This is a genomic window from Kordiimonas sp. UBA4487 (assembly GCF_002389025.1).
Taxonomy (GTDB): Bacteria; Pseudomonadota; Alphaproteobacteria; order Sphingomonadales; family Kordiimonadaceae; genus Kordiimonas; species Kordiimonas lacus.
In genome coordinates this window covers 45,636-71,168 of record NZ_DGNR01000012.1, presented here as the reverse complement: position 1 = coordinate 71,168, position 25,533 = coordinate 45,636, and the positions used below count along the sequence as shown (strand labels likewise).

Below are 25,533 nucleotides of genomic sequence, written 5' to 3'. Positions count from 1 at the left end.
CACTGCAAGGGGGTGGAGATGCCGGGGTCAAGCCCCGGCATGACAGGGCTCTTTAACCGAACGCGCCGGCCTTGAGCGCGATCAGGCCGCTGATTTCCAGCACCTGGGCGTAGGCCTGCTCGATCTTGTCGAAGATATTCCGGTGCGCGTCCTCATAGCCCGATGATGCACTGCCTTCATAGGTCGTCTCTTCGCCGAACTGCTCGTCATCGTTCCTGACCGGCGATTCCGGGAAGATTTTCCTGAGCTGCGTGACCGTATCGTCCACCTCAAGATGGAGCAGTTCCACAAGCACATCCTCAAGCGACACATCGAACCGGCTGCTGAAGCGCGGGATTTCCATGGCCTTGAGGAAGATATACTGAATGAGGCCGATCCTGATTTGGTGCAGCTCAAACAGTTCTGCGTCCGGGGATGCGCTATCGAACGCGGCCATCACGCCCTCGTCCTGCACGCAGTCTGTCAGGGTGCCGGCGTCGCGGCGGAGCTTGCGGATGCAGGCGTCAACGCTGTCGCTTTCAAACAGGCCCTCGAGAAGGCGCGACAGGCGGCGGAGCTGTTCGCGGCGGCCGACATCGGAAACCTCGTCGGCGCGGTCAAGCCAATAGCCCGGGCTGAGGAGCTTTGCGTAGGCCTCAATCACCCCCACGTCCGAGCGCGCCAGCGCATTGACCGCCAGGCTGGTGACCATCTTCAGCCGGTCCGACTGGCTGTGGATCGCTTCAAACAGGTCCGGCGAGCGCGCGATGGCGGTGCCGAAACCGCCACAGCTGTTGGCCAGATAGCCCAGCTGTTGCAGGACCGCATTGTTCGGGATGGCGCGGATCTGGCTGATGCGGTCAAGCCGCTGGTGCACAGCCCCGCCACCCTGGCGCCTGAGCGACCGTGACCCGGTCGGGAACAAGAGGCTGCGGCCGATGCTGTCGATCAGGCGCACATAACCTTTATGGTCCGTCAGATGGTTCTGGTACTCCACCAGCGTCAGGAAGAAATCGAGCGACCAGCCCTTTTCATCATAGAATTTGTCTTTGCTGGCGTCATAGTCCGTGAAACGCACCTCAAGGAAGTCGGTCAGGGACGCAAGCGCCATTTCTTCCGCCAGGAACCAGAGATACCCCTCCCCGCCCTGGAAGCTGACCTCATGCTTTTCAGGCCGACCCAAAGTGGCCAGCTGCTGGCGCACCCGTGGTGGGTGGGTATAGAGGAAGCGCTTCTTCAGGCTTTCGGGAAAGGCGCCCCGGCCCACGCTTTCGCCGTGGGTATCAAAGAACAAGAGCTGCACGTCTTCAAGCCCGCGCGCTTTCCAGAGCCGGATCAGCCTGAGCTTGAAACGCTCGATCGCCAGCGTCGCAGCCGGCTGGCCGATATAGCGGCCGCTGTCCGAGAAACCAAGCTGCAGGCAGAAGCGGCCCTGCTTGCGGATGTAGGCCAGGAAGTGGGGGTTGTCGACCAGTTCCGCGATCACCCGGTCACCGCGCTCAAGGCCTACGGCAGTCTCGAACAGCGGGGAAATCTCCACATGGTCTTCAACGCCAAACAGCTTGGCATAATATAGCGCGGTCAGCAGCGTGAAGGGCGTATCGGATTCCGCCACCAGCATGCGGATGGGCGTGGTGGCATCAAAGTGCTTCTGGAACTGGGCCGCCAGCATGAACACGCGCCGCGCCGTGGTTTGTTCGCGCGACAGGGTGCCATAATGGATTGTCTTGGTTTCGACCTGATCCAGCTTTTCCGAAATCGCGGCCAGGAAGTGGCGACGCATGGCCGACTGGTCAGGCGATTTGGTCAACTGGATTTCCGCCGAGATGGCGTTATGGAGCTGGGCTGCATTCAGCCGGAAATGGATGTGCGACAGACCCATACCGATGGCGCGCCATTCGCTGTAGAGCGTCGCGGCCCCACACCAGGCGTCGTCATCAAGATCAAGGGCGAGAAGCGCTTCAAACGCCGTACCAATCCGCTCGACCGCGGCTTCCTTACGGGACTGATTCTCGACCGCCAGTTGGTTCAGCTTGCCCAGGCCTTTACTGCTGCCGTCAACGCTGTTCTGGTGTTCTTCAAGCGTGCGGGCCCCGAGCTCGAAACAGGCGCGCAGGTCTTCAAAGCCCGCGCGGATGGTTGTCCAGTGCTCGACCGCCTCGCCCTCGAACCTTATGCCGCTGGTTTGGCCCAGGCAGGCATCGAGGCCCGCAAGCGCGGAACGGTAGCGGAACAGGAGGCCCAAGGACCAATCAATATCTGTCCGGCCGTCAAGGTCGAAGCCCACCCAGCTTGCAATGGTGGCAAGGCGCGGGCGCAAGGACCGGTAGTCATCCGGATACAGCTTGGCGGCTTCGGTGAAGATCACACGGTACAGCGTGCGCACAGACCGGCGCATGTTGCCAACGGCCAGCCCGGCATAATCCAGTTCCTGATGGAGCGTCGGTGACGTGGTTGGGTGCACCGTGCCCACATCCAGGTTGGCCGTGGCGGTCTGCACCGCCTGCTCGCCGTCCGCAACCGCACCCATATAGGCCTTGGCGTAGGTCCAGGCCGTGTCAGACAAGGAGAAGGTCGGGTGAGCGGTCACCACGAAGCCTGCCACCTCGTCTTCCACCAGCGCTTGGAACTCATCAAACGGTTTGCGGCTGCCGTCTGCGTTCGTCGCGATTTTTTCCACCAGCGCAGCCAGGCGCGCCAGATTGTCCTTCATCGGCACCGCCGACCATTGGCGCGCAAGTCGCGACAGCCGATCATCCAGACAGGGCTTGCCGCGCGCCGCCAGGTCTGCCGACAGATCCTCGAGTGTTTGACGTCCCTCCATCAGCGCGTCGGCAATATCGAACGCCGCCGAAAGGTGTTCCCGTCTTGCTTCGCCTTTGCCCTTGGATGGATGATCAAACATACTGAAATCCTCATCTTTGAAGTTTTGACACCGCTGTCAATTGGCGCCTTTGTAGCAGAAATCGCCACAAAGTCACGCCATAAAATGTCCCAAACAGGACCAGTTTAGCAAATTTTATTACAAACTGTTGATCTGCGGCCCGAAATTAGGCTGCAGAACATAGGACCAATTGAAAACCGCACGATAGCCTTCCGCCACTTCCCTGGCTGCTTCAGAAAAACGGCAAACCCGTAAAACTATCGCCGATTTCGAAATCGGCGATGTTTTATTTGGTTTCGGCAAGAAGCTTTCCCCACCGCGCGATAGCCCTATCGCCATGAACGCCATAGCAGAAAACCCTGCAATGGCTGCACGTAATGGCAACCGCACGTAGGAGTATAGCATGCCAGGCACTGCAACAGACAATGTACATGATGTCACCTTTTTCGGCCCCTCTGGCAACCAGATGCTGGATTCAATGCTTTTCGGCTTTCAATATTCGGCGGAAGAAGACCAGTCCTATCAGGTCACCTTCAGCATCCCGGGAGAAGGCGCGGTCTTTAACGATGAGTATCCCCTCAACGGCGTTGATGTATCGGACAATTTCTTCCCCGTGACCGACCAGATGGCTGATTGGTTCAGGGAAGCCGCCGCATCCATTTCCTCCTTCAGTGGGCTGACGCTAACAGAAGTTGCCGATAACGGCGCCAACTTTGGCCATATCCGCTTGGCCGGCACGACAGATCTGCCCGACAACATGGGCGCCGGCGTTTTCGGTGACGCTGACGCCTTTCACCTGAACCGCACCGGCGACATCTTCTTTGATGACCGCGCGCTGGACTTCGATCAAAGCTTTCTGCAGCGCGTTGTCATTCATGAACTGGGCCATGCGATCGGGTTGGCGCACCCGGGCGAAGGATTCGCCGAGGCCTTTACCATGCCCGCTGAATTCGATGGCGATGAATATACCATCATGGACACCAATTTCGATTCGGCCTTTTTCAGCACCGCCACATCAACCAACATCTATCCATCCACCTACATGTATGCCGACATCCTGGCCATCCAGCACATGTATGGCGTCAATCCAAACGCAAATGCAGGCAACACCACCTACACATTCGACTTGTCGGAAGACCATTACATGACCCTCTATGACCTCGGCGGCACGGACACCATTGAGATCCTAGGCACAAAAGGCAGCATAGAAGCCGACAGCGTGATTATCGACCTGAGCGTTGCCCAGGACAGCCTTGGCGGGCAGTTCATCGATGTCGGCACAACCGTATCCTACTTTGATGGCTCGAACCAACTTGTCGGCCAGCGCGACCAGACGGTTTATGTTTCCCCTGAAACGCGACTTGAAAATGTTACCACCGCAGCAGGTAATGACATCATTGTCGGCAACGACCTGTCCAATGTCCTTAAAGGTGGCGACGGTGACGACATCATCGTCGGCGATGCCGGCAACGACACACTCGTTGGCGGTCAAGGCAATGACATTGTGGCAGGCGGTGACGGCAATGACTTTATCTGGGCCGGCCCCGGTGACATCGGCGCTGATATCGTCAGTGGCGACAATGGCAATGACATTATCGCTGGTGGTGGCGGCAACGACACCCTGGCGGGCGGCGTCGGCGCTGACATTGTCTTTGGTGGGTCGGGCGATGACCTGCTTGTGGCGCACGGGTGGAACGACGGCATCGCCACGACAGCAGAAACGGCCGCCAATCAATTGTGGGCCGGTTCAGGCGATGATCGGGTGTTTGGCGCAGGGGGCGCGGACCAGCTCGGCGGCGGCGACGGTGACGACACAATCGATGGCGGCGGCGGCAACGACACCATCTATGCCGGCCGGTCCGGCGCCGACAACCTTGCCGGGGGTGCCGGCACAGACGTCATTTTCGGCGGATCGGATAACGACACTGTGTCAGGGGGCGCAGGCGCGGACGAGCTTTATGGCGGCGTGGGCGATGACATTGTGTCCGGCGGCGCGGGCACAGACACGCTTTATGGCGGCGCGGGCGACGACACGCTGAATGGCGGCGACGGCGATGATATGTACCGCGCTGGTGGCGGCGCCGATGTTCTGGTGTTTGAAAGTGGCCACGGCGACGATCGCGTTTCGGGTTTTGAGTTGACAGTTGATACCACCGACCTCTCAGAAACCTTTACCAACTTCACGGATCTGGCTTCCGTTCAGGCAGCCGCCACCGAAACAGCGGTTGACGGCACAGATGGCCTGCTTCTGGACACAGGTGGCGGCGACAGCATCTTTTTCATCGGGCTAACAATCGCCGACCTGACAACAATGGACATACTTTTCTAATCAATATAGTCCGACAGCGAGATGGACATCCGGCGATGCCGGGTGTCCTTTTTCCGCGCCACCAAAAACCTTCCAGCTTGAACCGCTGTCTTTTCCTGTGCGACACTTGTGACAGGTTCACGTCACGAAGGAAGAATGCGGCGCCATGGACATCATCGACGCCATGCTGCGTGGCGGCGGCATCGCCACCGCTATCACACTGGGTTTCCTGTTCACCCGTCGAGGACTTGGCTCCCCAATCGGGCTTTTTGGCACGTTGCAGGCCTTAACCATCGCCGGTTTCCTGATCTGCACAGCGCCCTGGATGATGCACGAAGGGCCTGCCTGGTGGGTTTCCGCGACAGTATGCCATTACATCCCCCTGGTTTTCTGGCTCTTCTCCCGCGCGGTTTTTGGTGACCTTGCGAAGGTCGGAAAAATCGAGGTTATTGGCACGTTGGCCTATACACCCCTTGTTATTGCTTATATCTGGGCGCAAATGCAGGGCAACGCGGGCAACCACAGCCAAACGACAGAAGCCGTAAATGACCTGTTCCGGCTGACGGGGCTCGGGTTTGGGCTATATGTCATGTTCGATGTGATCCGCGAATACAGGAATGACCTGATCGAACGCCGTCGCAAAATCCGGCTCTATATGGTGGGGGCTGTCGGCACCCTGTTTACTGTTCTTGTGGTGAATAACATCATCAGCGACGGGCAAGCCCCACAGGGCCAGGCGGGGGTGATTGTCTCGGCGGCCATCCTGATTTTATGCATCGGACTGATTCTGATGATCACCCGGCTGCGGCGGGACCTGTTCCCTGCGTCAATACAGGACAGCAATACCTTCGGCCAGCCGGCGAACGATGACGATCCTGAGAAGGCGACCATGGGTGCCAGTGGCGCGCCTGCAATTTCACAAGATGACCTCGCCGCTGTGATGCGAGAGATGGAAGAAGCGAAAGCCTACCGCGATGAAAAGCTGACCATCGCAGCTCTCGCCGAGCGCCTGGGCACACAAGAATATCTGTTGCGCCGCCTGATCAACGGCGCATTGGGCCAGCGCAATTTCACCAGCTTTCTGAATGGTTACCGCCTGGACGAAGTGGAAAAGGGGCTGAGCGACCCGGCCCAGGCCAAGACGCCCATCCTGACCCTCGCGCTGGACGCGGGTTTCAACTCCATCGGGCCATTCAACCGTGCCTTCAAGGAAAGGCACGGCATGACCCCGAAGGAATACCGTCAACAAGCGCTGGACGCGAGCTGAACGCCTAGGCTTCCTTGCGGAACAGCAGGAAGTAGGCTGCTGGCACGAAGAAGAGCGTCAGGACAGACGCGAATGCCAGCCCGAACATCATCACCGCCGCCAGCGGCTCCCACAAAGGGCCACCGAACAGATACAAGGGCACAAGGCCGATCACGGTCGTGATGCTTGTGAGCAGGATGGGCCTGAGCCGCATGCCCGCCGCCTTGGTGATGGCATCTATCAGGCCCTTGTCGGCACGTTCGATATCAATCTGGTCCACCAGCACGATGGAGTTGTTGATCACGATACCCGCCAGGCTGATCAGCCCGAGCATGGCGAAGAAGGAAATGGGCTGGCCCAGCACCATCAGCCCAACAGGTACGCCCACCAGCACCAGAGGCACGCTCATGAAAATGATGGCGGTGCGACGCAGGCTGTTGAACTGGAACATCACCGCCAGCACCATCAGGAGGCCCGCGAACGGTAGGCCGGCGCCCAGGTCACCATAGATTTCCTGGCTTTCTTCAATCTCGCCGCCGATCTTCATCTTATAGTCGCCAGTGATGCCCAGCTTGGCGATGTCGTCTTTGACATAGTCATACAGGTGGTCCGCCGTGAACAGGGAGCTTTTGCCGGTCACGGTGATGGTGCGTTCCTGGTCCTTGCGCCAGGTCTGGCTATATTCCAGCGTCGGCCTGAGGACCGCCGTCTGCTCCAGCGGTACCACATTGCCGCCGGCGGGCAGGATGATGTTCAGCAGGTCCTCAAGGCTGTCGCGGTCTTCTTCAAGCGCTCTGAGCATGATCGGGATCGTGCTGTCCTCATCGCGGTAGGTGGAGACTTCAAAGCCGTCGAAATAGGCGTTCAGGTTCTGGGCCAGCGTCTGGGATGACATGCCAAGCCTACGGGCCTTGTCCTGGTCCACGTCGATGACCATCTTGACCAGCTTTTCGCCCCAGTCGGTCTCATTCTGCATGATGCCGGGCACCTTGGCGAAAATCTCCTCAACGCCGCGCCCCAGGGTCAGGAGCCTCTCATGGTCGGGTCCCGAGATTTCAATATCCACCAGGCCGCTTTCGCTGGCCCCCATGGCCAGCCGCTTGATGGTGAAGCGGGCGTCCGGGACATTTTCGTAGAAGTAGCGCTTGGCGCGCTCGGCGAACTCGATCGACTGTTCCGGCGTATGGCCATTGACCAGAATGAAGGCCTTGGAGGGCGACGGATTGATCGGGTTGAGGCTGAGGTAAAAGCGTGGCCCGCCCTGCCCGATATAGGCAATCTGGTCCTTCACTTCGGGATTGATGGCCTCATCCGCGATCCAGTCGGTAACCGCGAGCGCGATCTGCTCGGTGGCTTCAAAGTGCGCGCTTTTCGGCATATCCAGATAGATCAGCACCTCAGACCGGTCGCTTTCCGGGAACATCTCGTTCGGCAGCGTGGAAAACAGCTGCATCATGATGAACACGAGGCCATACACCGCCACGATTACCAGCGCCGACGCCCGCAGCATGGGGCTCAACAGCTTTTCATAGAAACGGGCATAGGCCGGGATCACGTCATCCACCTCAACCGCTTCGCCTTCCGGGCCTTCGGTGCGTTTCTTCAGGAACTTGGCAGAGATCAGCGGCAGGAAATACATGGCAGAAATCCATGAGCCGATCAGCGTCAGCGCCAACACGGCGCCGAGCGAGAAGGCATATTCGCCCTTGGCGCCGTCGATCAGGAAGAAGGGCGTGAAGGCGAAAATGGTGGTCAGCGACGACACCAGTAGTGGCACGGCATACTGTTTGCCCGCCTCAAGCGCGGCGTCGCGCCGCCGGGCGCCCGCATCCACCCGGGTCAGGATGTCTTCCACAATCACCACGCCGTTATCGACCAGAAGGCCAAGCGAGATGATCACCGCCGCGATCGAGACCTGCTCGAGTGAGATATCCAGCACACTCATGCCCAGAAGCGCGAACATGATGGCAAACGGCACGATGGAGGCAATCACCAGTCCCGAGCGCAGCCCCAGGAACAGCAGCACCACAAGGAGCACCACCGCGAAGGTTTGCCCAACGTTACTGAGCGCCCCCACGACCGTCTTTTCAACCTCCTCCGGCTGGTAGGTGGCAAAATTGAGCGCATACCCGATGGGCAGGCCGTCCTCAAATGATTGCACCGCGTCCTGCAGGCGTTCGCCCACGTCGCCAATGTCATAGCCGGGTTGCATCTGCACGCTCACCACGACCGCCGGGCGGCCATTATAATAGACCTTCGCGTCGGCTGGGCTTTCATAGCCCCGCCGCACGGTGACAAGGTCCTTGAGACGCACAAAGTCTTCAGACCCCTGCGCGCGGGTCAGCATATTCTCGATTTCGGCAACGCTTTTGAAATCACCGGTGGATTCGAGGAGGATCGATGAGCCTTCGGCGTTGATCTCCCCTGCCGGCAACACCACATTCTGGTTCTGCAGGTCGTCGATCAACACATTGATCTGACCGCCGATGGCCTGCAGGCGGCGGCTGTCCAGCTCCAGCCAGATGCGCTCTTCCTGAACGCCGAACAGTTCCGCCTTGGAGATGCCGTCAACGGTATAGAGCCGCCGCTGCAGGTCCTTGGCGGTTTCTTCCATCTCGCGGTAGCTGAAGCCTTCCGCCGTCATGGCGATGGAGGCGATAGAGACCTCACCGAACTCGGTGTTCACGAACGGGCCGTGCGCGCCTTCGGGCAGGTCCCGGCTGACATCTGTCATCTTGTCGCGGAGCGACTGCCAGATGGGTTCCAGGTTGGTCACCTCGTCTTTCAGGTCCACATAGGTGCGCATGCGCCCGGTGGTCAGCACCGTGCGGATTTCTTTCACCTCGGCGATTTCGCGGATCTTGCGCTCCACCCTCTCGGCCACCAGGTTTTCCACCCGGATGGGCGGCATGCCGGGATAAAGCGCTTCGACAATCGCAGTGCGAATGGTGATCTCAGGTGCTTCACGCTTGGAGAAATCCACATAAAGGAGGAAGCCGGACGCCACAAGCGCCAGCATCAGAAGCATGGTGAAACGGCTTCGGGTGAGGCCGAACTTGGTCAGGAATGACATGGCCGCCCCCTAGTTTGCTTGAGTGCCGAGCAGACGAACCTTCTGGCCGTCATGCAGGTAGGATACGCCCGCGGCGGCGATGATATCGCCCGCTTCAAGCCCGCTGCTGACGATGATCATATTCTCGCGCACGCCTGCCGTCTGCACGTTGCGGGTGTGAACGGTTGAGGTTGCCGGATCAAACACAAATACCTGCGCCTGCCCGCCCTGATGATCCTGGATCGATTCGCCGCGGCGGAGCGTTTCCGAGCCCTCAAGCGCAAAACAATGCACCGGCACCAGGAAGCCTTCCTCGCCAATCAGCAGGCCGATATCCAGCGCTACTTCCGCCGCCATCCCGGCCTTCAGGCCAGGATGGTTTTCTTCGATCAACACCACCGCCGGGAAGGCAGACACCTGCCCTGCGCGCGACCCAAGCTCCTTGATCCGGCCCTGCAGGAAGGTGTTGGGAATATCAGTAATTTCCACCCTGGCCGGGTCGCCGGTGTGGAGCGCGTTGATCACGGTGGCAGGCACGCTGAATTCTACCTCGAAGGCGTTTTCGCTATAGAGCGACAGCACCGTCTGGCCGGGTGAGATGTTGGAAAAGGATTTCGCATCGACACTGGAGATCACACCGTCAAACGGCGCTTTCAGAACGGCCTTATCGAGGCGTTCCTGGCTGATGGCATATTGCTGGCGCGCCTGTTCGGCCTCGGCTTCAGCGCTCTTGAGGTTGGTTTCAGACTGGTCGTAAGCCGCCTTGGTCACGTTACCGCTTTTCAGCAGTTCTTCCTTGCGGGAGAAATCAGTGCGCGCGTTCTTCAGGGACGCTTCGGCCTGTTCCATCGCGGCCCGGGCCTGCTGCAATTCATACTGCAGCGTCGTTGGGTCCAGCGTCAGAAGCGTATCGCCCGCATCCACCTGTATGCCCACCTCAAGCGTCACTTCCGCGAGCTGGCCTGAAATTTCAAAAGACAGCGGCGTCTCGTCTGCCGGCTGCACCACAGATGGGTAGCGCCGGGTCATGGTGGCGGCGCTTTCCGTTACCTCGAACACCTTCAGCCCCCTTACGGGCGGGTCGCGCTCTTCCTTTTTGGTATCACCGCAAGACGCCAGCAGAAGCGACGCAGCGATAAGAGTGACAAAGGCGAACGGGCGGTTGAGGGCAGCACGAAGAGACATGGGCCAGACCTTTTGATGAAGCGTGAATCCAATGGCAGGCAGCAGCATAGCACACCTGCATGACAGCTCTCATATAATTACTAGACCCATAAGTCCAGTAATTGATTCGATTAATTTTCCGCAGAACTCAGATACAGGACGCAAGGGTACGAAAAACCATGCATTCGGTTGCACAGCCAACCATGATTTGGCCAGCTGTGGCAAGGTTCAATTAATGGATAGGCGGGTTAGCGGGCTGTGGAGCCCCGCAACTGCAGCTCGAAATCGATGATCATTTCGCCCTGTTCGGCCAGCTTTTCGCGGCCTTCGGCGGTCATGGCGTCCATCAGCGCTTCGGCGGCCTGGCGGCCCATGGCGCGGATCGGCTGCCTGACGGTGGTCATGCCCGGCCAGACCTGACGCGACAGTGGCGTATCGTCGAAGCCCGCAACGGCCAGATCGCCCGGCACATTCAGCTTGCGGCTGTGGGCCTCATAGATGGCAGCGGCGGCCATGTCATCGTTCGACGCAAAGATCGCTGTCGGCGGCACCGGCAGCGACAGCAGGTCAGCCGCGGCCTTGCGGCCCGAGGCGAAATCGAAATAGCCCTGGGCGACATAGCCATCGAGGATATCGAGGCCTGCTTCCTTCATGGCCTTGAGGAAACCTTCCTCCCGGCAGCGGCTGGCATAGTGGTCCGGATGTCCCTTGACGAGCGCCACGCGGCTGTGGCCGGCCTCAATCAAGTGACGGGTCATCTGGTAAGCAGCTTCAACTTCGTCGATCAGTACGGCGGGGGTGCCGAGTGTGCTTCTGGAGGAGAGGATCACCACAGGAATGTCCTGCGCCCTCAGGGCCTCGAGAAGCGGTTCGCTGTCCGTCAAAGGCGGGGTCAGCACCACGCCGTCAAGGAAGGCCTGACGTGCCCAGTGCATGACCTGGTCCACCATGTCGGGGGCGTGATAGGACACAGGGTTCAACGCCATGCCGTAATGGCTTTCGCGGCAGGCTTCAATCATGCCTGCCTGCAGGTTCGCCAGATAGTTGGGGCTGGGGCTGTCGTAGACCAGGCCGATCATATAGGAGCGGCGCGAGGCAAGCCCGCGCGCGCTTTGATTTGGCCGGTAGTTCAGTTCCTTGATGGCTGCTTCGACCTTTTCCTTGGTCGCCGCGCGTACGTTTGGCTCCCGGTTCACAACCCGTGAAACGGTTTTGATTGAAACGCCCGCCGCTTTCGCCACGTCATCAATGGTAACTGACCGCATCTTCAACATCCTAAGCTGTAGCTCCGGTCATGATTGTTGGTTCAAATTCCATGCCGGCAGCCTCCCTACCACCATGTTCCATAGAGCCCCACCAGAATGAGCACAACCAAAAAGGTCGCAAAATTGAAGCCTTTTGTGGTTGCGAAGCTGATGTCCTTGACGTCCACAGCGTTTTCCTGGTCATGGCCGTTACCCACAACAGAGAAGGCCACAGCCAGACCGACGCAGAGAAGGAACACGATCCCGACCCGGTCGATGAAAGGCACGCCCGGCAGGAAATATTTGAATGCCAGCGACAGGATGAAAGACCCAAGCGCAGCGGCAAGCGCGCCGTTGGCCGTTGTCTTTTTCCAGAAGATCCCCATCAGGAAGATCACCACGATACCCGGCGTGAAGAAGCCGGTGAATTCCTGGATATACTGGAACGCCTGATCGAAGTTGCCCAGAAGCGGCTGCGCCGTGATCATGGCCAGCACCATGGCGGACAGCGCCACCACACGACCAACCAGAACAGGGTCCTTACGCTTTTCCTCTTTCACGAAGCTTGGATAAAGATCCATCGTGAAGATGGTGGAGATGGAGTTGGTCATGGAGCCCAAGGACGACACGATCGCCGCAATCAGCGCCGCGAACACGAGGCCCAACAGACCTGTTGGCAGCAGTTTCATCGCGGTTGGATAGGCCGCATCAGGCTTCTCAAGGCCCGGGTCCAGCACATACATGGCGATGCCGGGCAGCACCACAATCAGCGGCATCAAGAGCTTCAGGAAGGCGGCGAAGGTGATACCCTTCTGGGCTTCCTGCAGGCTTTTGGCCGCCAGCGCGCGCTGGATGATATATTGGTTGAAGCCCCAGTAGGAGATATTCATGATCCACATGCCGCCGATCAGCACCGAAATACCCGGCAGGTCGTTATAGTATGGATTGTCCTTGGACAGGATCATGTCGAACTTCTCGGGTGCCTGATCCATCAGCATGGTGAAGCCTGCGATAACGCCGGCGCCGTCAGAGACTTTATCGAGCATGATGTAGGCGATCATCAGGCCGCCAAACACCAGGAGCACCACCTGGATGATGTCGGTGAAGGCCACAGCCTTCAGGCCGCCATAAAGCGAATAGCCTGCCGCGAATACGCCCAGCGCCACAAGGCTGGTCGTCAGGTCTAGGCCGGTCACGGAATTGATCGCCAGCGCGCCAAGCCACAGGATGGACGTGAGGTTCACGAACACATAAACGCCCATCCAGAAGAAGGCCATGACCATCCGCACGCGGTGATCGTAGCGCTGCTCCAGGAACTGCGGCATGGTGTAGATGCCGCGCTTCAGGAACACCGGCAGCAGGAACTTACCCACAATGATCAGCGTGATCGCCGCCATCCATTCGTAGGATGCGATGGCAAGCCCGAGCGCATAACCAGAGCCGGACATGCCGACAATCTGCTCGGCCGAAATGTTGGACGCGATCAGCGAGGCACCGATGGCCCACCAAGGCAGGCTCTTGCCCGCAAGGAAATAGTCGGACGCATCTTTGTCGTGGCCGGCGCGTTCGCGCGATACCCACTGGGCCAAAGAAAACAGTGTGACAGCATAGATGGCCACAACGGCAAAATCGATTGTGCTAAACAAGAGTCCCTCCCGGATACAAAGCTATCGGGTCCATAAAATGTCTTATGAAAAGCCACGCGCCCTTCCCGGCGTGCAGTGGCATTCCCTTTCCCACCTTGGACCTTATGCTCAATCTGACAGCGCTGTCAACCTTCAAGACAGCGCCAGAATGTGCAAGAGTGTGAAAATTGACAGCGCTGTCGACCAGCGCTGCAGATTCTTCAGGGGAAACCCACTGAATAACCCGTTGAATAACCCAAAGAATAAAAGGGGGAGACGATATGCGAGGGATGAAATTGACGCTTGTGGCCACCATGGCTTTGCTGGCGGCGTGCGGGGGCCCTGGCCCCACGGGGGCGGAACGCGGCGCCCAGGTATCCAGCGGGCGGCTGGAAAAGTTCGAAAACTTCAAGGCTACCGATCTGACCGACCGGGACGTGCAGGTGTGGCTGCCGGAAGGCTACACCGCGGACAAGAAATATGCCGTGCTCTACATGCATGACGGCCAGATGCTCTATGACGCCAGCGTCACCTGGAACAAGCAGGAATGGGGTGTGGACGAGGTGGCCAGCCAGCTGATGGCTTCGGGCAAAGTGCGCGACTTTATCATTGTCGGGGTGTTCAACGGCGGCGACACCCGGCACGCGGACTATCTGCCGGAAAAGCCCTACCACATGCTGCCCGCGGATGTGCGGGAAGATTATTATGGCGTGGAAGCGCCGGATCTGAAGGCCGACGAATATATCGCCTTCCTCGCCGATGAACTGAAACCCTTCATCGACAGCCGCTATTCAACCCTGACCGGCCCTGAGGATACGGCGGTGATGGGGTCCTCGATGGGCGGCCTGATTTCCATGTATGCGATTGCGGAACGACCTGACGTGTTCGGCAGGGCGGCCTGCCTGTCCACCCACTGGCCGGGATTTGATCCGGGCAAAACCCCAGAGATGACCGATGCCTTTATCAGCTATATGCGGGCCACCCTGCCCCAGCCCGAAGGCCACAAGATTTACTTTGACTATGGCGACCAGACGCTGGACGCCCATTATCCGCCGCTGCAGAAACGGGTGGACGAACTGATGGCCGAACTGGGCTATGACGACAGCAACTGGCTGACGGTTTACGCCCCCGGCGATGACCACAGCGAGGTGTCCTGGAACAAACGCCTGCCCGACGCCTTCACATTTCTGTTTGGGAACTAGACCTGTTCCGGAAATAACTTGGCAGCGCCAGCCAATAAAAAAAGCGGGCGAAAGCCCGCTTCTGTCTGCTCAGATCAAAGTGCGCCTAGGCGTCTTCGCTTGATGAGGTTTTTTCCGGGATGCGGTGCGGTTCGCCCAGCACCTGCTTCACCGCCTCACGGCCCACGGACTGTTCCAGCTCATGCACGCAGGTGACCGCGCTTTTGAAGGGCTCCTCCACATGGGGCAGGTCCTCGGGCGTCACCGTCACACGGATACCTTCGCCGTGCACCCGCCAGGCGTTCGGGGTGCAGAAAATGGTAAGCGGCCGCGTAGGCGTCGAAATGGAATAGTAGGGCACGTTAGAGGTGATCGGGATATGGCGCGAGTAGCGGGGGCTTTCAAAGCTGCAGCTTTCAAAATCCCGAGGGCCGATCATGCCGCCAATGATGCAATCGGAAAAATTGCTGTCCTGAACGCAGGAGCCTTCGAAATCGGCGCACGTCATGTTGCAGGCAACAAATTCGGTGCCGTCGATATCGCAGGCGGTGAACACGGCGCCAGCGAAATCGCATTTGAAGAAGATGGCGCCCTGCAGCATCAGCAGGTGAAACTTGGTCTCGCTGAAATCGCAATTGACGAAGATGGTGTCAGACCAACGAAGCACGCTTTTGACTTTCAGCGCACTCACATTCTCCTGAGCGAACTGCTCGCCCATCACAAGTTTGTGCGACGGGAACATATTTGTCAGCGTCTTCAGGTCCATATTGCCAGTCACTTTTGTATCTCAAAGGAGGTAATTCATGATTCGTTGAAATCATAATGGCGGCTGATGATGAAACCGTAAATATTTGCTTCAAATTTTAACTATTATTGCCAAAAGTGGCCTTATGCAGGCAGGTTTTCGACCACCAGACAGGCGCCCGCATAGTCCTCAAGCGACGTACCGACCGACTTGAACAGCGTCACCTCACCCGCAGAAATCCGGGCTTTTTTTCGCCCCTGCGCCAGATCGAACAGGTCGGCCAACACGTCATCGCGGGCAATCACACCGGCTTTCATGGGTATTAATATTTCACCCGCTTCATGAAGCGCATTCTCGAAAGTATCGACAAAAATTCTGGCTTTTCTGATTGCGCTGTCATCCACCTCGCGCATGTCAGGTCTGTATGCACCAACCAGATCCAGATGTGTGCCCTCTTTCAACCAGTCGCCTGAGATCACAGGCCTGGCCGAGGACGTCACGCAGCTGATCACATCCGCCTGCCGGGCGCTGGCTTCCAGATCCACCGCCACGCGCGCCTCAAGGCCTGCTGCGCGCGCGGCATCCACCGCCGCTTCGGCTTTGTCCGGGTTGCGCCCCCAAATCTCGATCACATCGAAATCACGCACTGCCGCGTGTGCCTGCGCCATATAGGCCGACAGCTTGCCCGTGCCCACCACCAACAGACGCTTCGCGTCCGGGCGGGAGAGATAGCGGCTCGCGAGCGCACTGGCCGCCGCCGTGCGCCGGGCTGTCAGCTCCGCCGCATCAATGAAGGCCAGCGGCTGGCCGTCCTGGGCGCTGAACAGCAGGTAAAAGCCCGACACTGTTGGCAGGCCCCTGGCGGTGTTTTCCGGCGCCACGGATACGAGCTTCACGCCCATGTAGCGGTCTGCCTCCCACGCGGGCATGTTGAGGAGCGTCATGCGCCCCGGGTTATTCTTGTCCACGTCATAATGATGCCGCCGGGGCGTCTCCGGCGGCTTCCTGAACGCAGCCTCAAGCGCGTCCACCAATGCCGGGAACGGCGTGGCCTGCGCCACACCTGCTGCGTCAATCATCTGTACCATCGGGCCGTGTCTCCTTTCCTGGCAATTTCTCTGGCAGTGTGATCATAAAAAAGGCGGGGACACAATGGCCCCCGCCCGAGTGCAGCACGCGCCCGCCTAGAAGCTGAAGCGTGCCTTCACCATGAACCTGCGACCAAGCGGGTCATACACCGCCGGGTCAGAGTTGGTGTCGCCGCCGTTACCGAAACCGATAACCGGTGGCTTGGTGTCAAAGAGATTATCGATGATCCCCATCAGCTCGACATTCTCAGAGACCTGGTAGGATACCGCGATGTCGGCATAGATGCGGGCATCGATCTTATCGATCACATTGTCCGCATTGATCGGGTCTACAGAGCCCTGGTAGCGGCCCTGCAGGCTGACGCCCAGCGGCCCACTGCGGTAGTCCATGCCCACAAGCGCCTTGAAGCCAAGCACGATCGGAATGCCCTGGCCGGAGCAAGCGCCCCCGCCGAACTTGCCCGCGCAGTCTGTCGGCGCTTCGCCTTCAAACGGTACGAACTCATTCTGGAACTGCCAGGACCCGAGCGCACGGGTTTTCAGGCTGGCGCTGTTGCCGCCCACACCCACGCTGTCTGGCAGGTCGAAGACATAATCGGCCTGCACATCAAGGCCCTTCACGCTGAAGCGCGCGATGTTGGCATTGAAGCTTTGCACCCGGTTCATCTTGCCGTTTGAGATCCGGCCGATGCGCTGGCACGCCGGGTCATTGAGGTCAAGCGCGTCAAAGCACAGGTCGATGGTGGTCTGCACGCCGATACTGGAGATCGCGTCATCCACATCCACACTGTAATAGTCCGCCGACAAGGAGAAGCCCGGCACCGCAGACGGCTGGAACACGAAGCCGACTGTGTAGGTATCAGAGCGTTCTTCCATCAGGTCCGGGTTGCCGCCGAACACACCGATGGTGACATCGTCTTCCTGGAAGTTGTCGATGGTGTCAGCCGGGATGCCCTGCGCGATACAGAAGTTTCTGACAGCTTCCGACGGGTTTCGGTCCACGTCACACGGGTCGGAGTAAGCCACCGCACCACTGGCCTGGCCGGCATACAGTTCCCCGAGGTTCGGGGCCCGTACTGCGCGCTGGAACAGGGCACGGAAACGAAGGTCCGCAACCGGCGCCCATTCACCGCCCGCCTTGAAGGTGAAGACACCGCCAATGGACGAATAGTCAGAGTAGCGCACAGCCGCCTCAAGCCCCAGATAGTGCGCAAACGGCGCGTCAGCGATGAGCGGCACACGGGTTTCCGCGAACACTTCCCACAGGTCGAACTCGCCCGAGAGCGGCAGGCCGTCAGACCCCGAGCCCAGCTCGCCGGACTGGATCGTGGCGTCAGGGCTGTAGCGCGCGCTTTCCTTCCGATACTCAAAGCCAACGGCCACGCCCACGGCGCCCGCAGGCAAGTCGAACACGTCACCGGCGATGGAGCCGCCGATCACCTGGCGCGAGGCCACAGTTTTCGAGAAGGCGGTTGGCGTCACAAACGCTGCTGCTTCCGGTGTGATCGAATCATAGCCGAAGATGTTCAGCGGCACACAGCCGAAGCTCTCGTCGCGGCAGGAAACGTTACCGTCGTCGTCAACCACCACATCAAGCCCTTGCGCCACCCGAAGGTTGGACACCAGATTTTTCAGCTCCTCGTCGGTGGACGTGCGGCCATACTGGTAAAACAGCTCCCAGTTATAGCCTTCAACGTCGCCCTTCAGGCCACCCACAACCTGGAAGCTGTTGCGGTCATAAATCTGCTGCCGTGAACCCGTTTCCAGGAAACGACGCCGCGCGCCCACGAGTGTCGCGACCCCATCACCGTCTTCATCGAAGTTGGCGGCGAGGAAGTCGCGAACACCCCTTGGGAGCAGTGGATTGTTGAGCGGCACTGGCAGCGTGGCCGTGCCCGGAACGATTTCAAAGTCAACGGCTGCAGGCGCCTGCTGCAGGTTGTTGACTGTGTTCATGTAGAAGACCTCACCAAAGGCGGTGATATTGTCTGTGATCTCATAATTGGCGGAGCCGGTGATCTGCCAGCGATCACGCGGGCGCAAGAGATAGTTCGGGGCCGCGAAATTATAGGCGTCAGCCGGCCAACAGAAGGTACCCGGCTGGCCACCTTCGCCGAAGATGGCGCCGATGCTGTCATCACAGCCCGGGTTGGCAATGCCGTCCGGGTAAATCAGGTTTGAGCCAAACACGGCCGTGCCCGGTACGCGGCTGGAGCCCCCCGGCACAAGTGCGTCGCCTTCTTCAAACAGCGCGGTTTCAGAATGCGCGCGCTGGCTTTGGAATACGGGGTCCTGCTTGGTGTAGCTGGCAAACAGCACGGCGTTGCCGCGGCCGTCACCCAGGCCTGTGCCCATGGTGATTTCCGCATTGTGGGTTTCGCCGCCACCGTGTTCGGTAAAGCCGTAGCTATAGCCGGCTTCCATGCCTTCAAAATCATCCTTCAGGATGAAGTTCACCACGCCCGCAATGGCGTCGGAACCATAAACCGCGGAAGCACCGCCGGTCACAACCTCGACCCGGTCGATCAGCGCCTGCGGCACCGATGCCAGGTCCACCACGCCGCCAGCACCACTTGGCGCAAACCGGCGACCGTTCACCAGCACTAGCGTGCGGGCAGACCCCAGGCCGCGCAGGTCGGCGGTCAGCGTGCCCGAGCCACCGGGGGCGTTCACGTTGGATGTATTGGCCGCCTGCAGCTGCGGCATTTCATTGAGAATTTGTTCGACTGTCACGGCGCCGGATGTGGCCACCTGTTCCTGCCCCACGGTCGCGACCGGGCTGGGGCTCGTATAGTCGCGGCGCACGATGCGGGAGCCGGTGATCACCACCTCTTCCACATCGAAATTCTCATCCTGGGCACCCGAAGGGGCAGTGGCTGCCAGCACGCTCACAAGCGACGCGCCAGCCATCAGGGCAGACATGCGCACCGTGCGCAGCCCTCTCAATTGATTATACATTTTAAAACCTTCCTCGTTTCCTGAGCTACACCCCAGAGAGAGCCAGACCTGTCTTTTTATTGTTATGCGCAGCCAGTTTCGGCCTGCTTATTGTTCATGTTATTTTTTATATTGTATACAATTTGAATCAGCTTATATTGTATAAAATATATTATTGCAACCCTCCTGTGGTTTAGATATTTTGGCGCGGGAGTAAGAAATCTTTGGCGTGCGCCCCCTTGATGCCTGCCCCGCAGGGGATCAAGGTAGCGGCAGCCCCAACAGAAACAGCGGCCAGACCGGAAACAGGTAGCCAGAGCCGCGAACGAGTGGACATTAGAATGCAACAGTTTCAAGTCACCGATATGCACACGGCGGGAGAGCCGGTGCGCATCATCACCGGCGGATACCCCGCGCTCAAGGGCAAGACGCTCCTGGAAAAGCGGCGCGACGCGCTTGAGAAGCACGACTGGATCAGGAAGGCCCTGATGCATGAGCCGCGCGGCCACGCCGAAATGTATGGCGCCCTGCCGCTGGAGCCCTGCCACCCGGACGCTGACCTGTCGGTTCTTTTCATGCACCACAGTGGCTACTCCACCATGTGCGGCCACGCCACCATCGCTCTCGGGCGCTGGGCGATTGAAAGCGGCCGTGTCAAAGCCACCGAAGGCACCACCGATTTCACGCTTGAATGCCCCTGCGGGCTGGTGGATATCTCCGCCACCGTCAAGGACGGCTTGGTCGAGCATGTTCGCTTCCTGAATGTGCCCGGTTATGTGGCGCTTGATCATGTGCCGGTGGACCTAGACGGCATCGGCCGCATCCGCGCTGACATCGCCTTCGGCGGTGCCTATTATGCCATCGTGCCCGCTGACCGGCTGGGCCTTGATTTGCACGAAAGCCCGCTTGAGGAGCTGAAGGCCCGCGCGCTGGAGATCACGGCGCAGCTCAGGGCAACCCAAACCATCACCCACCCGCATGAGGAAGACCTCGGCTTCCTTTATGGCACCATCCTGACCGAAGGCGCGGTGATCAACCGGGGTGAGATCAACTATCATCTGTGCTTCTTCGGCGACGGCCAGCTGGACCGCAGCCCGACAGGGTCCGGCGTGACGGCCCGGCTTGCGCTTGCCCACGCCCGCGAAGAGATCGCCAAAGGCCAGCGCTGCTGCTTCAAGGGCGCTTCGGGCGTCAGCTTCGGCGGCACCATCATGGAGCGCACCCGGTTCGGCAATCATGACGCCGTGATCGCGCGCGTCGGCGGCCAGGCGCACTATTTTGGTGAAAGCCGCTTCATCCTCGAGGACGACGACCCGCTGCCGGAAGGTTTTGCCACGCCACAGCGCCCTGCAGATCTTTGGAAAAAAAGATAATTTGGCATTTTCCAGACAAATGCGTGCGATTGGACATTGGATACAGTATAAATCGATCCATATACCGGCCCTGAAGGCCTTCAGGGCCAAGACCACGTAAACTTGGGAAGATATTTTATGGCAAAGGTGCAGGCGGTAAAACGGAAATCGCTGGCGATACAGGTGGCGGACGCGCTCAGAGAGCTGATCCTCTCTGGCGACTATGCCCAGGGCGAACAGCTCAGGCAGGATGACGTGGCCAAGAAGCTGGGTGTCAGCCGGATTCCGGTACGCGAGGCCTTCCAGCAGCTTGAAGCCGAAGGGCTGGTCGTCAATGTGCCCTACAAGGGTGCCATCGTCTCGCGCCTATCGATGGAAGAGATCAACGAATATTTCGATATCCGCATGTCGCTGGAAGGCGACCTGCTGGGCCGCGCCATCGACCATATGACGCCCGACGTCATCGCCCGGTCGCGCAAGATCATCGAACGGATGAACGGCGCCAGCCCCACAAAATGGGGGGAGATCAACTGGCAGCTTCACGCCGAGATTTACGCCATCGCCGGACGACCGATCACGCTGGAGCTGGTCAAGAAAATCCACGACAACCTGGACCGCTATGTGCGCATCCAGCTGAGCCTCAGTGAGGATAACCGCGACCGCGCCAACGAAGAACATGTGCGCCTTGTGGACCTGTGTGAGACCGGCCGCAAGAACGAAGCCATCGGCCTGTTGCATGACCATATCAATGGCGCGCGGCGGGACCTGATGAAACACCTGCAGGAAAACGAATAAAACAGCAATATCGTCATTCGCCGATCTGGTCGGCGAATCCATATAAGGCACGTGCCATGGACTCGCCGGTCAAGCCGGCGAGTGACGACATAAAAACAGAAGGACAGACCCCAGAATGCTCGCCACCAGCCCCCTTGCCGCCCTACGCGCTGAAATGGAAAAAGAAGGCGTTCAGGCCTTCCTTGTGCCGCTCGCGGATGTCCATCAGGGCGAATATATCGCCGCGCGCGACAAGCGGCTGCAGTGGCTGACGGGCTTTACGGGGTCGGCTGGCATGGCAATCGTGCGTACCGATGACGCCGCCATTTTTGTCGATGGGCGCTATACAGTTCAGGTAGCCCGGCAGGTGGACCTCGAAACCTTCTCGCACCAGCATCTGCACGACCATCCGCCTGCCCGGTGGCTGGGGGAGCACGCGCAGAAAGGCGACCGCATCGCCTATGACCCCTGGCTGCACACAGCGGCTCAGGTTGAAGCGATCGCGGACAAGCTTGAAGGCACGGGCGCGGAGCTGGTGCCGGTCAAAGAAAACCTGATCGACCGGGCGTGGGATGACCAGCCGGCGGCGCCACTTGGAAAGGTGATCGCCTACCCGGAAAGCATGGCGGGCGAAAGCGCCAGCGAGCGCCGGGCCAAGATCGCCGCGAAACTGAAGGATGCAGGCGCAGACGCGCTAGCGATAACCCTGCCAGACAATATCGCCTGGCTGATGAATGTACGCGGCGGCGATGTGCCTTATAACCCCATGCCGCACAGCTTCGTGCTGTTATCTGCAGACGGCAAGGCCGACTGGTTCATTGATGACCGCAAGTTCGGCACGGACCGCGCGGACATCGACATGGGCGGCGTGACGGTGCGCACTGTGGACAGCTTCGGCGACGCCCTTAAGGCTGCGGGAAGCGCGCGCAAGTGTGTGTGGATCGACCCGAACTGGAGCCCCGTTGCGGCCAAGCAGATTGTTGAGGCCGCGGGCGGCAGTGTGCACAAGGCCGCCGACCCGGTGACGCTTGCGAAAGCGCACAAGAACAGCCACGAACGCCTGGCCATGCGCGCCGCCAACAAGCGCGACAGCGTGGCCTGGGTGAAGTTCCTGTCGTGGCTGGACGCGAACGCACACAAACGCGCCGTGGCAGGCAACCCGATCAGCGAGATTGAGGCCGCCGACAAGATCCTGGAGCATCGGAAGGAAGCCAACCAGTTTATGGAGCCGTCGTTCGAAAGCATCTCCGCCGCCGACGGCAACGCCGCCCTGTGCCACTATGCGCCGGTTGCGGGCAAGGAAGGCAAGCTGGAGGCCGACACCATTTACCTGTTGGACTGCGGCGGCCAGTATCTGGACGGCACCACGGACACCACCCGCACCATCGCCATCGGCGACGTGTCAGACGAGGTGAAGGACCGTTATACCCGCGTGCTGAAGGGCCATATCGCGCTGGCAACCGCCCGCTTCCCCAAAGGTACCAAGGGCCACCAGCTGGACGCGCTGGCGCGCATGCCGCTGTGGCAAGCAGGGCTGGATTATGACCACGGCACCGGCCACGGCGTGGGCGTGGGGCTTTCCGTTCACGAACACCCGCAGCGCATCGGCAAGCAGGTGAATGACATTGAGCTGGTGGCCGGCATGACCATCACCAACGAGCCCGGCTATTATGAAGCCGACCGCTTCGGCATCAGGATCGAGAACCTGTGCGAGATTGTTGAGGGCGAGGACGGCTTCCTGAAGCTTCACGACCTCACCCTCGCGCCCATCGACACGCGGCTGATTGATTTCAGCCTGCTCACGAAAGCCGAAGTGGACTGGCTGAACGCCTACCACGCCCGCGTGCGCGAGGAGATGGAACCGCAGGTTAGCGGCGAGGTGAAAGACTGGCTGATCAAGGCCACCGAGGCGATTTGATCAGCGGCGTGTCATGCCACATTTTGGGCACTTCTTGGCTATGGCAATGAACATTTTATAGTCATTGTCATCGTCTTCGGTATGCGCCCAAAACTGACCACATCCTTCGCACCGGATCATCCAAGCCAGTATCAGCACCAAAAAGAAGGCGCCAAACCCATAATACTGTAGTTGATCAGACTCAGTCCAAATGCCCACGAGCATCAATGCCGCGGCACCCAAGGCGTAGACGGATAAAAGCCACACTTTGATGCGAACATTTGATAATTTTTCTGGCTTCATCAGGCGGACAGACCTCTTTCTTCCGCCTTTTTATGCGCGGTTGCCCCCCAAAGCTCAAGAGACATCTGTCCGTCCTTGGTTTTCACCAGCATCATCGTCTGGGCGTCTTCACGGAAGATGAAACCACTGTCGCCGGTCGGGTAGGCCAGATAGCGGGAATCGCGAACTGTGTGCGCTATTGCCGCAAGGCTGAACGCTTAGTCGCCTTCAATCAGGCTGCCGTAGAAGCCGCGCCAGCCCTCAGGTTCGGGATGATCGCGCATGAAGGTTTCGCGTTTTTCATCATCAAGCCTCGTGAACCAACTTTTGAAATGCTGCCGGTATTCTGCGCCCGAGCCCATCTTCCAGCCGATGCTGTTCCTGGGTGTGCCGGGCTCATGCTCCCACGGCGGCGAAGCCTGAGTCGTAAATGCAGGCCGATGTGCCCCACCATCCATATTGGCGGCCCGATGGCCAAAGGCGTCGCCTTTAATGGTTGATTCCACAGGCTGTTTCGGCACATTTGAAATTGATTTTATAAAATCGAAATCGGTCATTTTCCATCCTTGGTTAGCGACCGAACCCCCATTCGATACAATTTTATCTACCATAGATGGGATCGCAATGACAGGGGTCAGAATCGGGCCAAGCAGAAAGACCGGAACACAGGTTGTATCCGCTGCTCGGTGGGGATGGTATGGCGTTTATTCTTCCGCCACAACCGGATCGACATAGTCGCCCTCGCCCAGGCCTTCGAGTGAGCTTGCGAAGCGTTCCACCGTCCTGCCAGCCTTTTCGGCATTGTCAAATTCCGCCACATGAAAGAGCGCGTCGCCTTCATTGACGATAGGCAGGTTGGTCCGGCCAATCACCACGCCTTCCTTGGTCGCCCGGATGTCGCTTTCCTCGTCACCCAGCCAGTCCGACAGGTGCGCCAGCCGGTCGCCCTTTTCAACGTGGGACCCGAGCGCGATCGGGTTCCGGATCAGGCCTGAGCGCTTGGCGCGCACCCAGTGCGAGGTTTCGGCTTCCACCGTCACGTGCGGGCGGCGTTTGGCGGTGCGCTTGATCATGCCCACCGCGCCCAGCACATTCAGGATACCCCGCACACCGGCGGACACCGCCAGCGTCTCGAACCTGAGCGCCTCGCCTGCTTCATAGAGGAGTACCGGCACGCCCTGGTCCACCGCGCAGCCACGCAGGGACCCGTCGCGCAACGTGGCATTCACGATCACGGCGGTATTGAAGGCGCGGGCCAGCCGGGCTGTTTCCTCGTCTTCCATGTTGGCGCGAATATGGGGGTAATTGGTGCGGTGATTGGCGCCGGTGTGCAGGTCGATGCCGTAATCGGCGCGGTCAAGGATTTCGGTTTTGAACACATGGGCCACACGCGCCGCCAGGGAGCCGTGCTCCGAGCCCGGGAACGACCGGTTCAGGTCGCGCCGGTCGGGCATATAGCGGGTGTGATTGAGGAAGCCATACACATTGACCACCGGCACACAGATCAGCGTACCATGCAGGCGGTTGAGCGCCTTCTGCTTCAAAAGCTGGCGCACGATCTCAATGCCACCGATCTCGTCGCCGTGGATGGCGGCCGAGATGAACATGGTTGGCCCATCTTTCTTGCCATGAATGATATGGACCGGCATGGACAAGGGCGTATAGCGGCTTTGGCCCGGCAGTTCGAGCGCCAACGACGCCCGGCTGCCCGGCTGAACCTTGTGGTCACCGAACGTGAAAGCCGCCCGCCGCGCCTTACGCTCGCCTGGCATGGG

The 25,533-nt window shown here is 59.5% G+C and carries 18 protein-coding genes; 6 read left to right on the top strand and 12 right to left on the bottom strand.

Annotated elements, in window-relative coordinates; genetic code table 11:
• Positions 1-52: 52 nt before the first annotated feature.
• Positions 53-2,884 carry a phosphoenolpyruvate carboxylase gene (locus tag B3Z17_RS09815; protein WP_286829640.1) on the bottom strand — a complete coding sequence of 944 codons (2,832 nt, stop codon included), beginning with the start codon at positions 2,882-2,884 and terminating at the stop codon, positions 53-55.
• 117 nt (positions 2,885-3,001) lie between these two features.
• Complete coding sequence (locus B3Z17_RS09810) at positions 3,002-3,211, bottom strand: hypothetical protein (protein ID WP_286829639.1); 210 nt, start codon at positions 3,209-3,211, stop codon at positions 3,002-3,004.
• Positions 3,212-3,266: 55 nt separating this feature from the next.
• Here B3Z17_RS09810 and B3Z17_RS09805 point away from each other — a divergent pair, with 55 nt between their 5' ends.
• Together B3Z17_RS09805 and B3Z17_RS09800 are read left to right on the top strand one after the other, a co-directional pair.
• On the top strand, positions 3,267-5,192 hold the full coding sequence (locus tag B3Z17_RS09805; protein WP_286829638.1) for a hypothetical protein: 1,926 nt from the start codon (positions 3,267-3,269) through the stop codon (positions 5,190-5,192).
• Between the two features lie 145 nt (positions 5,193-5,337).
• Entirely contained in the window at positions 5,338-6,438 is a 1,101-nt protein-coding gene (locus B3Z17_RS09800; RefSeq protein WP_286829637.1) for a helix-turn-helix transcriptional regulator, read from the top strand.
• 4 nt (positions 6,439-6,442) lie between these two features.
• Here B3Z17_RS09800 and B3Z17_RS09795 read toward each other — a convergent pair whose 3' ends face one another.
• The 4 genes from B3Z17_RS09795 to B3Z17_RS09780 all read right to left on the bottom strand — a co-directional run bounded on the left by B3Z17_RS09795 (position 6,443) and on the right by B3Z17_RS09780 (position 13,523).
• A complete protein-coding gene (locus B3Z17_RS09795; RefSeq protein ID WP_286829636.1) occupies positions 6,443-9,490 on the bottom strand; it encodes an efflux RND transporter permease subunit in 3,048 nt (1,015 codons plus the stop codon).
• Between the two features lie 9 nt (positions 9,491-9,499).
• Entirely contained in the window at positions 9,500-10,654 is a 1,155-nt protein-coding gene (locus B3Z17_RS09790; protein WP_286829635.1) for an efflux RND transporter periplasmic adaptor subunit, read from the bottom strand.
• Positions 10,655-10,881: 227 nt separating this feature from the next.
• The gene (locus B3Z17_RS09785; protein ID WP_286829634.1) at positions 10,882-11,898 is read right to left on the bottom strand and encodes a LacI family DNA-binding transcriptional regulator; all 1,017 of its coding nucleotides are present in this window, start codon (positions 11,896-11,898) and stop codon (positions 10,882-10,884) included.
• A 65-nt stretch (positions 11,899-11,963) separates the two neighbouring features.
• Entirely contained in the window at positions 11,964-13,523 is a 1,560-nt protein-coding gene (locus B3Z17_RS09780) for a sodium/sugar symporter (RefSeq protein WP_286829633.1), read from the bottom strand.
• 260 nt (positions 13,524-13,783) lie between these two features.
• On the opposite strand from B3Z17_RS09780, the gene B3Z17_RS09775 reads away from it, so the two are divergent.
• Positions 13,784-14,704, top strand: a complete 921-nt coding sequence (locus B3Z17_RS09775) for an alpha/beta hydrolase (RefSeq protein WP_286829632.1) — start codon at positions 13,784-13,786, stop codon at positions 14,702-14,704.
• An 85-nt stretch (positions 14,705-14,789) separates the two neighbouring features.
• Here B3Z17_RS09775 and B3Z17_RS09770 read toward each other — a convergent pair whose 3' ends face one another.
• From B3Z17_RS09770 to B3Z17_RS09760, 3 genes are all read right to left on the bottom strand, one after another.
• Positions 14,790-15,461 (bottom strand): pentapeptide repeat-containing protein, encoded by a 672-nt coding sequence (locus B3Z17_RS09770; RefSeq protein ID WP_139167550.1) that lies wholly within the window; start codon positions 15,459-15,461, stop codon positions 14,790-14,792.
• Positions 15,462-15,571: 110 nt separating this feature from the next.
• Positions 15,572-16,516: an ornithine cyclodeaminase family protein gene (locus B3Z17_RS09765; protein ID WP_286829631.1), complete on the bottom strand. Its 945-nt coding sequence runs from the start codon at positions 16,514-16,516 to the stop codon at positions 15,572-15,574.
• 96 nt (positions 16,517-16,612) lie between these two features.
• Positions 16,613-19,474 carry a TonB-dependent receptor plug domain-containing protein gene (locus B3Z17_RS09760; protein ID WP_286829630.1) on the bottom strand — a complete coding sequence of 954 codons (2,862 nt, stop codon included), beginning with the start codon at positions 19,472-19,474 and terminating at the stop codon, positions 16,613-16,615.
• A 320-nt stretch (positions 19,475-19,794) separates the two neighbouring features.
• Between B3Z17_RS09760 and B3Z17_RS09755 the strand changes: the two genes are divergently transcribed.
• The 3 genes from B3Z17_RS09755 to B3Z17_RS09745 all read left to right on the top strand — a co-directional run bounded on the left by B3Z17_RS09755 (position 19,795) and on the right by B3Z17_RS09745 (position 23,497).
• Positions 19,795-20,826, top strand: coding sequence for a proline racemase family protein (locus B3Z17_RS09755; protein WP_286829629.1), 1,032 nt, complete (start codon positions 19,795-19,797; stop codon positions 20,824-20,826).
• A 117-nt stretch (positions 20,827-20,943) separates the two neighbouring features.
• Complete coding sequence (locus B3Z17_RS09750; RefSeq protein WP_286829628.1) at positions 20,944-21,600, top strand: GntR family transcriptional regulator; 657 nt, start codon at positions 20,944-20,946, stop codon at positions 21,598-21,600.
• Between the two features lie 115 nt (positions 21,601-21,715).
• A complete protein-coding gene (locus tag B3Z17_RS09745; RefSeq protein ID WP_286829627.1) occupies positions 21,716-23,497 on the top strand; it encodes an aminopeptidase P family protein in 1,782 nt (593 codons plus the stop codon).
• Here the strand turns inward: B3Z17_RS09745 and B3Z17_RS09740 are convergent, their stop codons facing one another.
• The 3 genes from B3Z17_RS09740 to B3Z17_RS09730 form a co-directional block, all read right to left on the bottom strand.
• Entirely contained in the window at positions 23,498-23,779 is a 282-nt protein-coding gene (locus tag B3Z17_RS09740) for a hypothetical protein (RefSeq protein ID WP_286829626.1), read from the bottom strand.
• Positions 23,780-23,976: 197 nt separating this feature from the next.
• Complete coding sequence (locus B3Z17_RS09735) at positions 23,977-24,369, bottom strand: hypothetical protein (RefSeq protein ID WP_286829625.1); 393 nt, start codon at positions 24,367-24,369, stop codon at positions 23,977-23,979.
• Between the two features lie 93 nt (positions 24,370-24,462).
• Positions 24,463-25,530, bottom strand: a complete 1,068-nt coding sequence (locus B3Z17_RS09730) for a succinylglutamate desuccinylase/aspartoacylase family protein (RefSeq protein WP_286829624.1) — start codon at positions 25,528-25,530, stop codon at positions 24,463-24,465.
• Positions 25,531-25,533: the final 3 nt, after the last annotated feature.

Bases quoted from the DNA above. Each gene is read 5' to 3' on its own strand.
- B3Z17_RS09815 (WP_286829640.1), bottom strand. From the start codon at position 2,884: ATGTTTGATCATCCATCCAAGGGCAAAGGCGAAGCAAGACGGGAACAC.
- B3Z17_RS09810 (WP_286829639.1), bottom strand. From the start codon at position 3,211: ATGGCGTTCATGGCGATAGGGCTATCGCGCGGTGGGGAAAGCTTCTTG.
- B3Z17_RS09805 (WP_286829638.1), top strand. From the start codon at position 3,267: ATGCCAGGCACTGCAACAGACAATGTACATGATGTCACCTTTTTCGGC.
- B3Z17_RS09800 (WP_286829637.1), top strand. From the start codon at position 5,338: ATGGACATCATCGACGCCATGCTGCGTGGCGGCGGCATCGCCACCGCT.
- B3Z17_RS09795 (WP_286829636.1), bottom strand. From the start codon at position 9,490: ATGTCATTCCTGACCAAGTTCGGCCTCACCCGAAGCCGTTTCACCATG.
- B3Z17_RS09790 (WP_286829635.1), bottom strand. From the start codon at position 10,654: ATGTCTCTTCGTGCTGCCCTCAACCGCCCGTTCGCCTTTGTCACTCTT.
- B3Z17_RS09785 (WP_286829634.1), bottom strand. From the start codon at position 11,898: ATGCGGTCAGTTACCATTGATGACGTGGCGAAAGCGGCGGGCGTTTCA.
- B3Z17_RS09775 (WP_286829632.1), top strand. From the start codon at position 13,784: ATGCGAGGGATGAAATTGACGCTTGTGGCCACCATGGCTTTGCTGGCG.
- B3Z17_RS09765 (WP_286829631.1), bottom strand. From the start codon at position 16,516: ATGGTACAGATGATTGACGCAGCAGGTGTGGCGCAGGCCACGCCGTTC.
- B3Z17_RS09760 (WP_286829630.1), bottom strand. From the start codon at position 19,474: ATGTATAATCAATTGAGAGGGCTGCGCACGGTGCGCATGTCTGCCCTG.
- B3Z17_RS09755 (WP_286829629.1), top strand. From the start codon at position 19,795: ATGCAACAGTTTCAAGTCACCGATATGCACACGGCGGGAGAGCCGGTG.
- B3Z17_RS09750 (WP_286829628.1), top strand. From the start codon at position 20,944: ATGGCAAAGGTGCAGGCGGTAAAACGGAAATCGCTGGCGATACAGGTG.
- B3Z17_RS09745 (WP_286829627.1), top strand. From the start codon at position 21,716: ATGCTCGCCACCAGCCCCCTTGCCGCCCTACGCGCTGAAATGGAAAAA.
- B3Z17_RS09740 (WP_286829626.1), bottom strand. From the start codon at position 23,779: ATGAAGCCAGAAAAATTATCAAATGTTCGCATCAAAGTGTGGCTTTTA.
- B3Z17_RS09735 (WP_286829625.1), bottom strand. From the start codon at position 24,369: ATGGTAGATAAAATTGTATCGAATGGGGGTTCGGTCGCTAACCAAGGA.
- B3Z17_RS09730 (WP_286829624.1), bottom strand. From the start codon at position 25,530: ATGCCAGGCGAGCGTAAGGCGCGGCGGGCGGCTTTCACGTTCGGTGAC.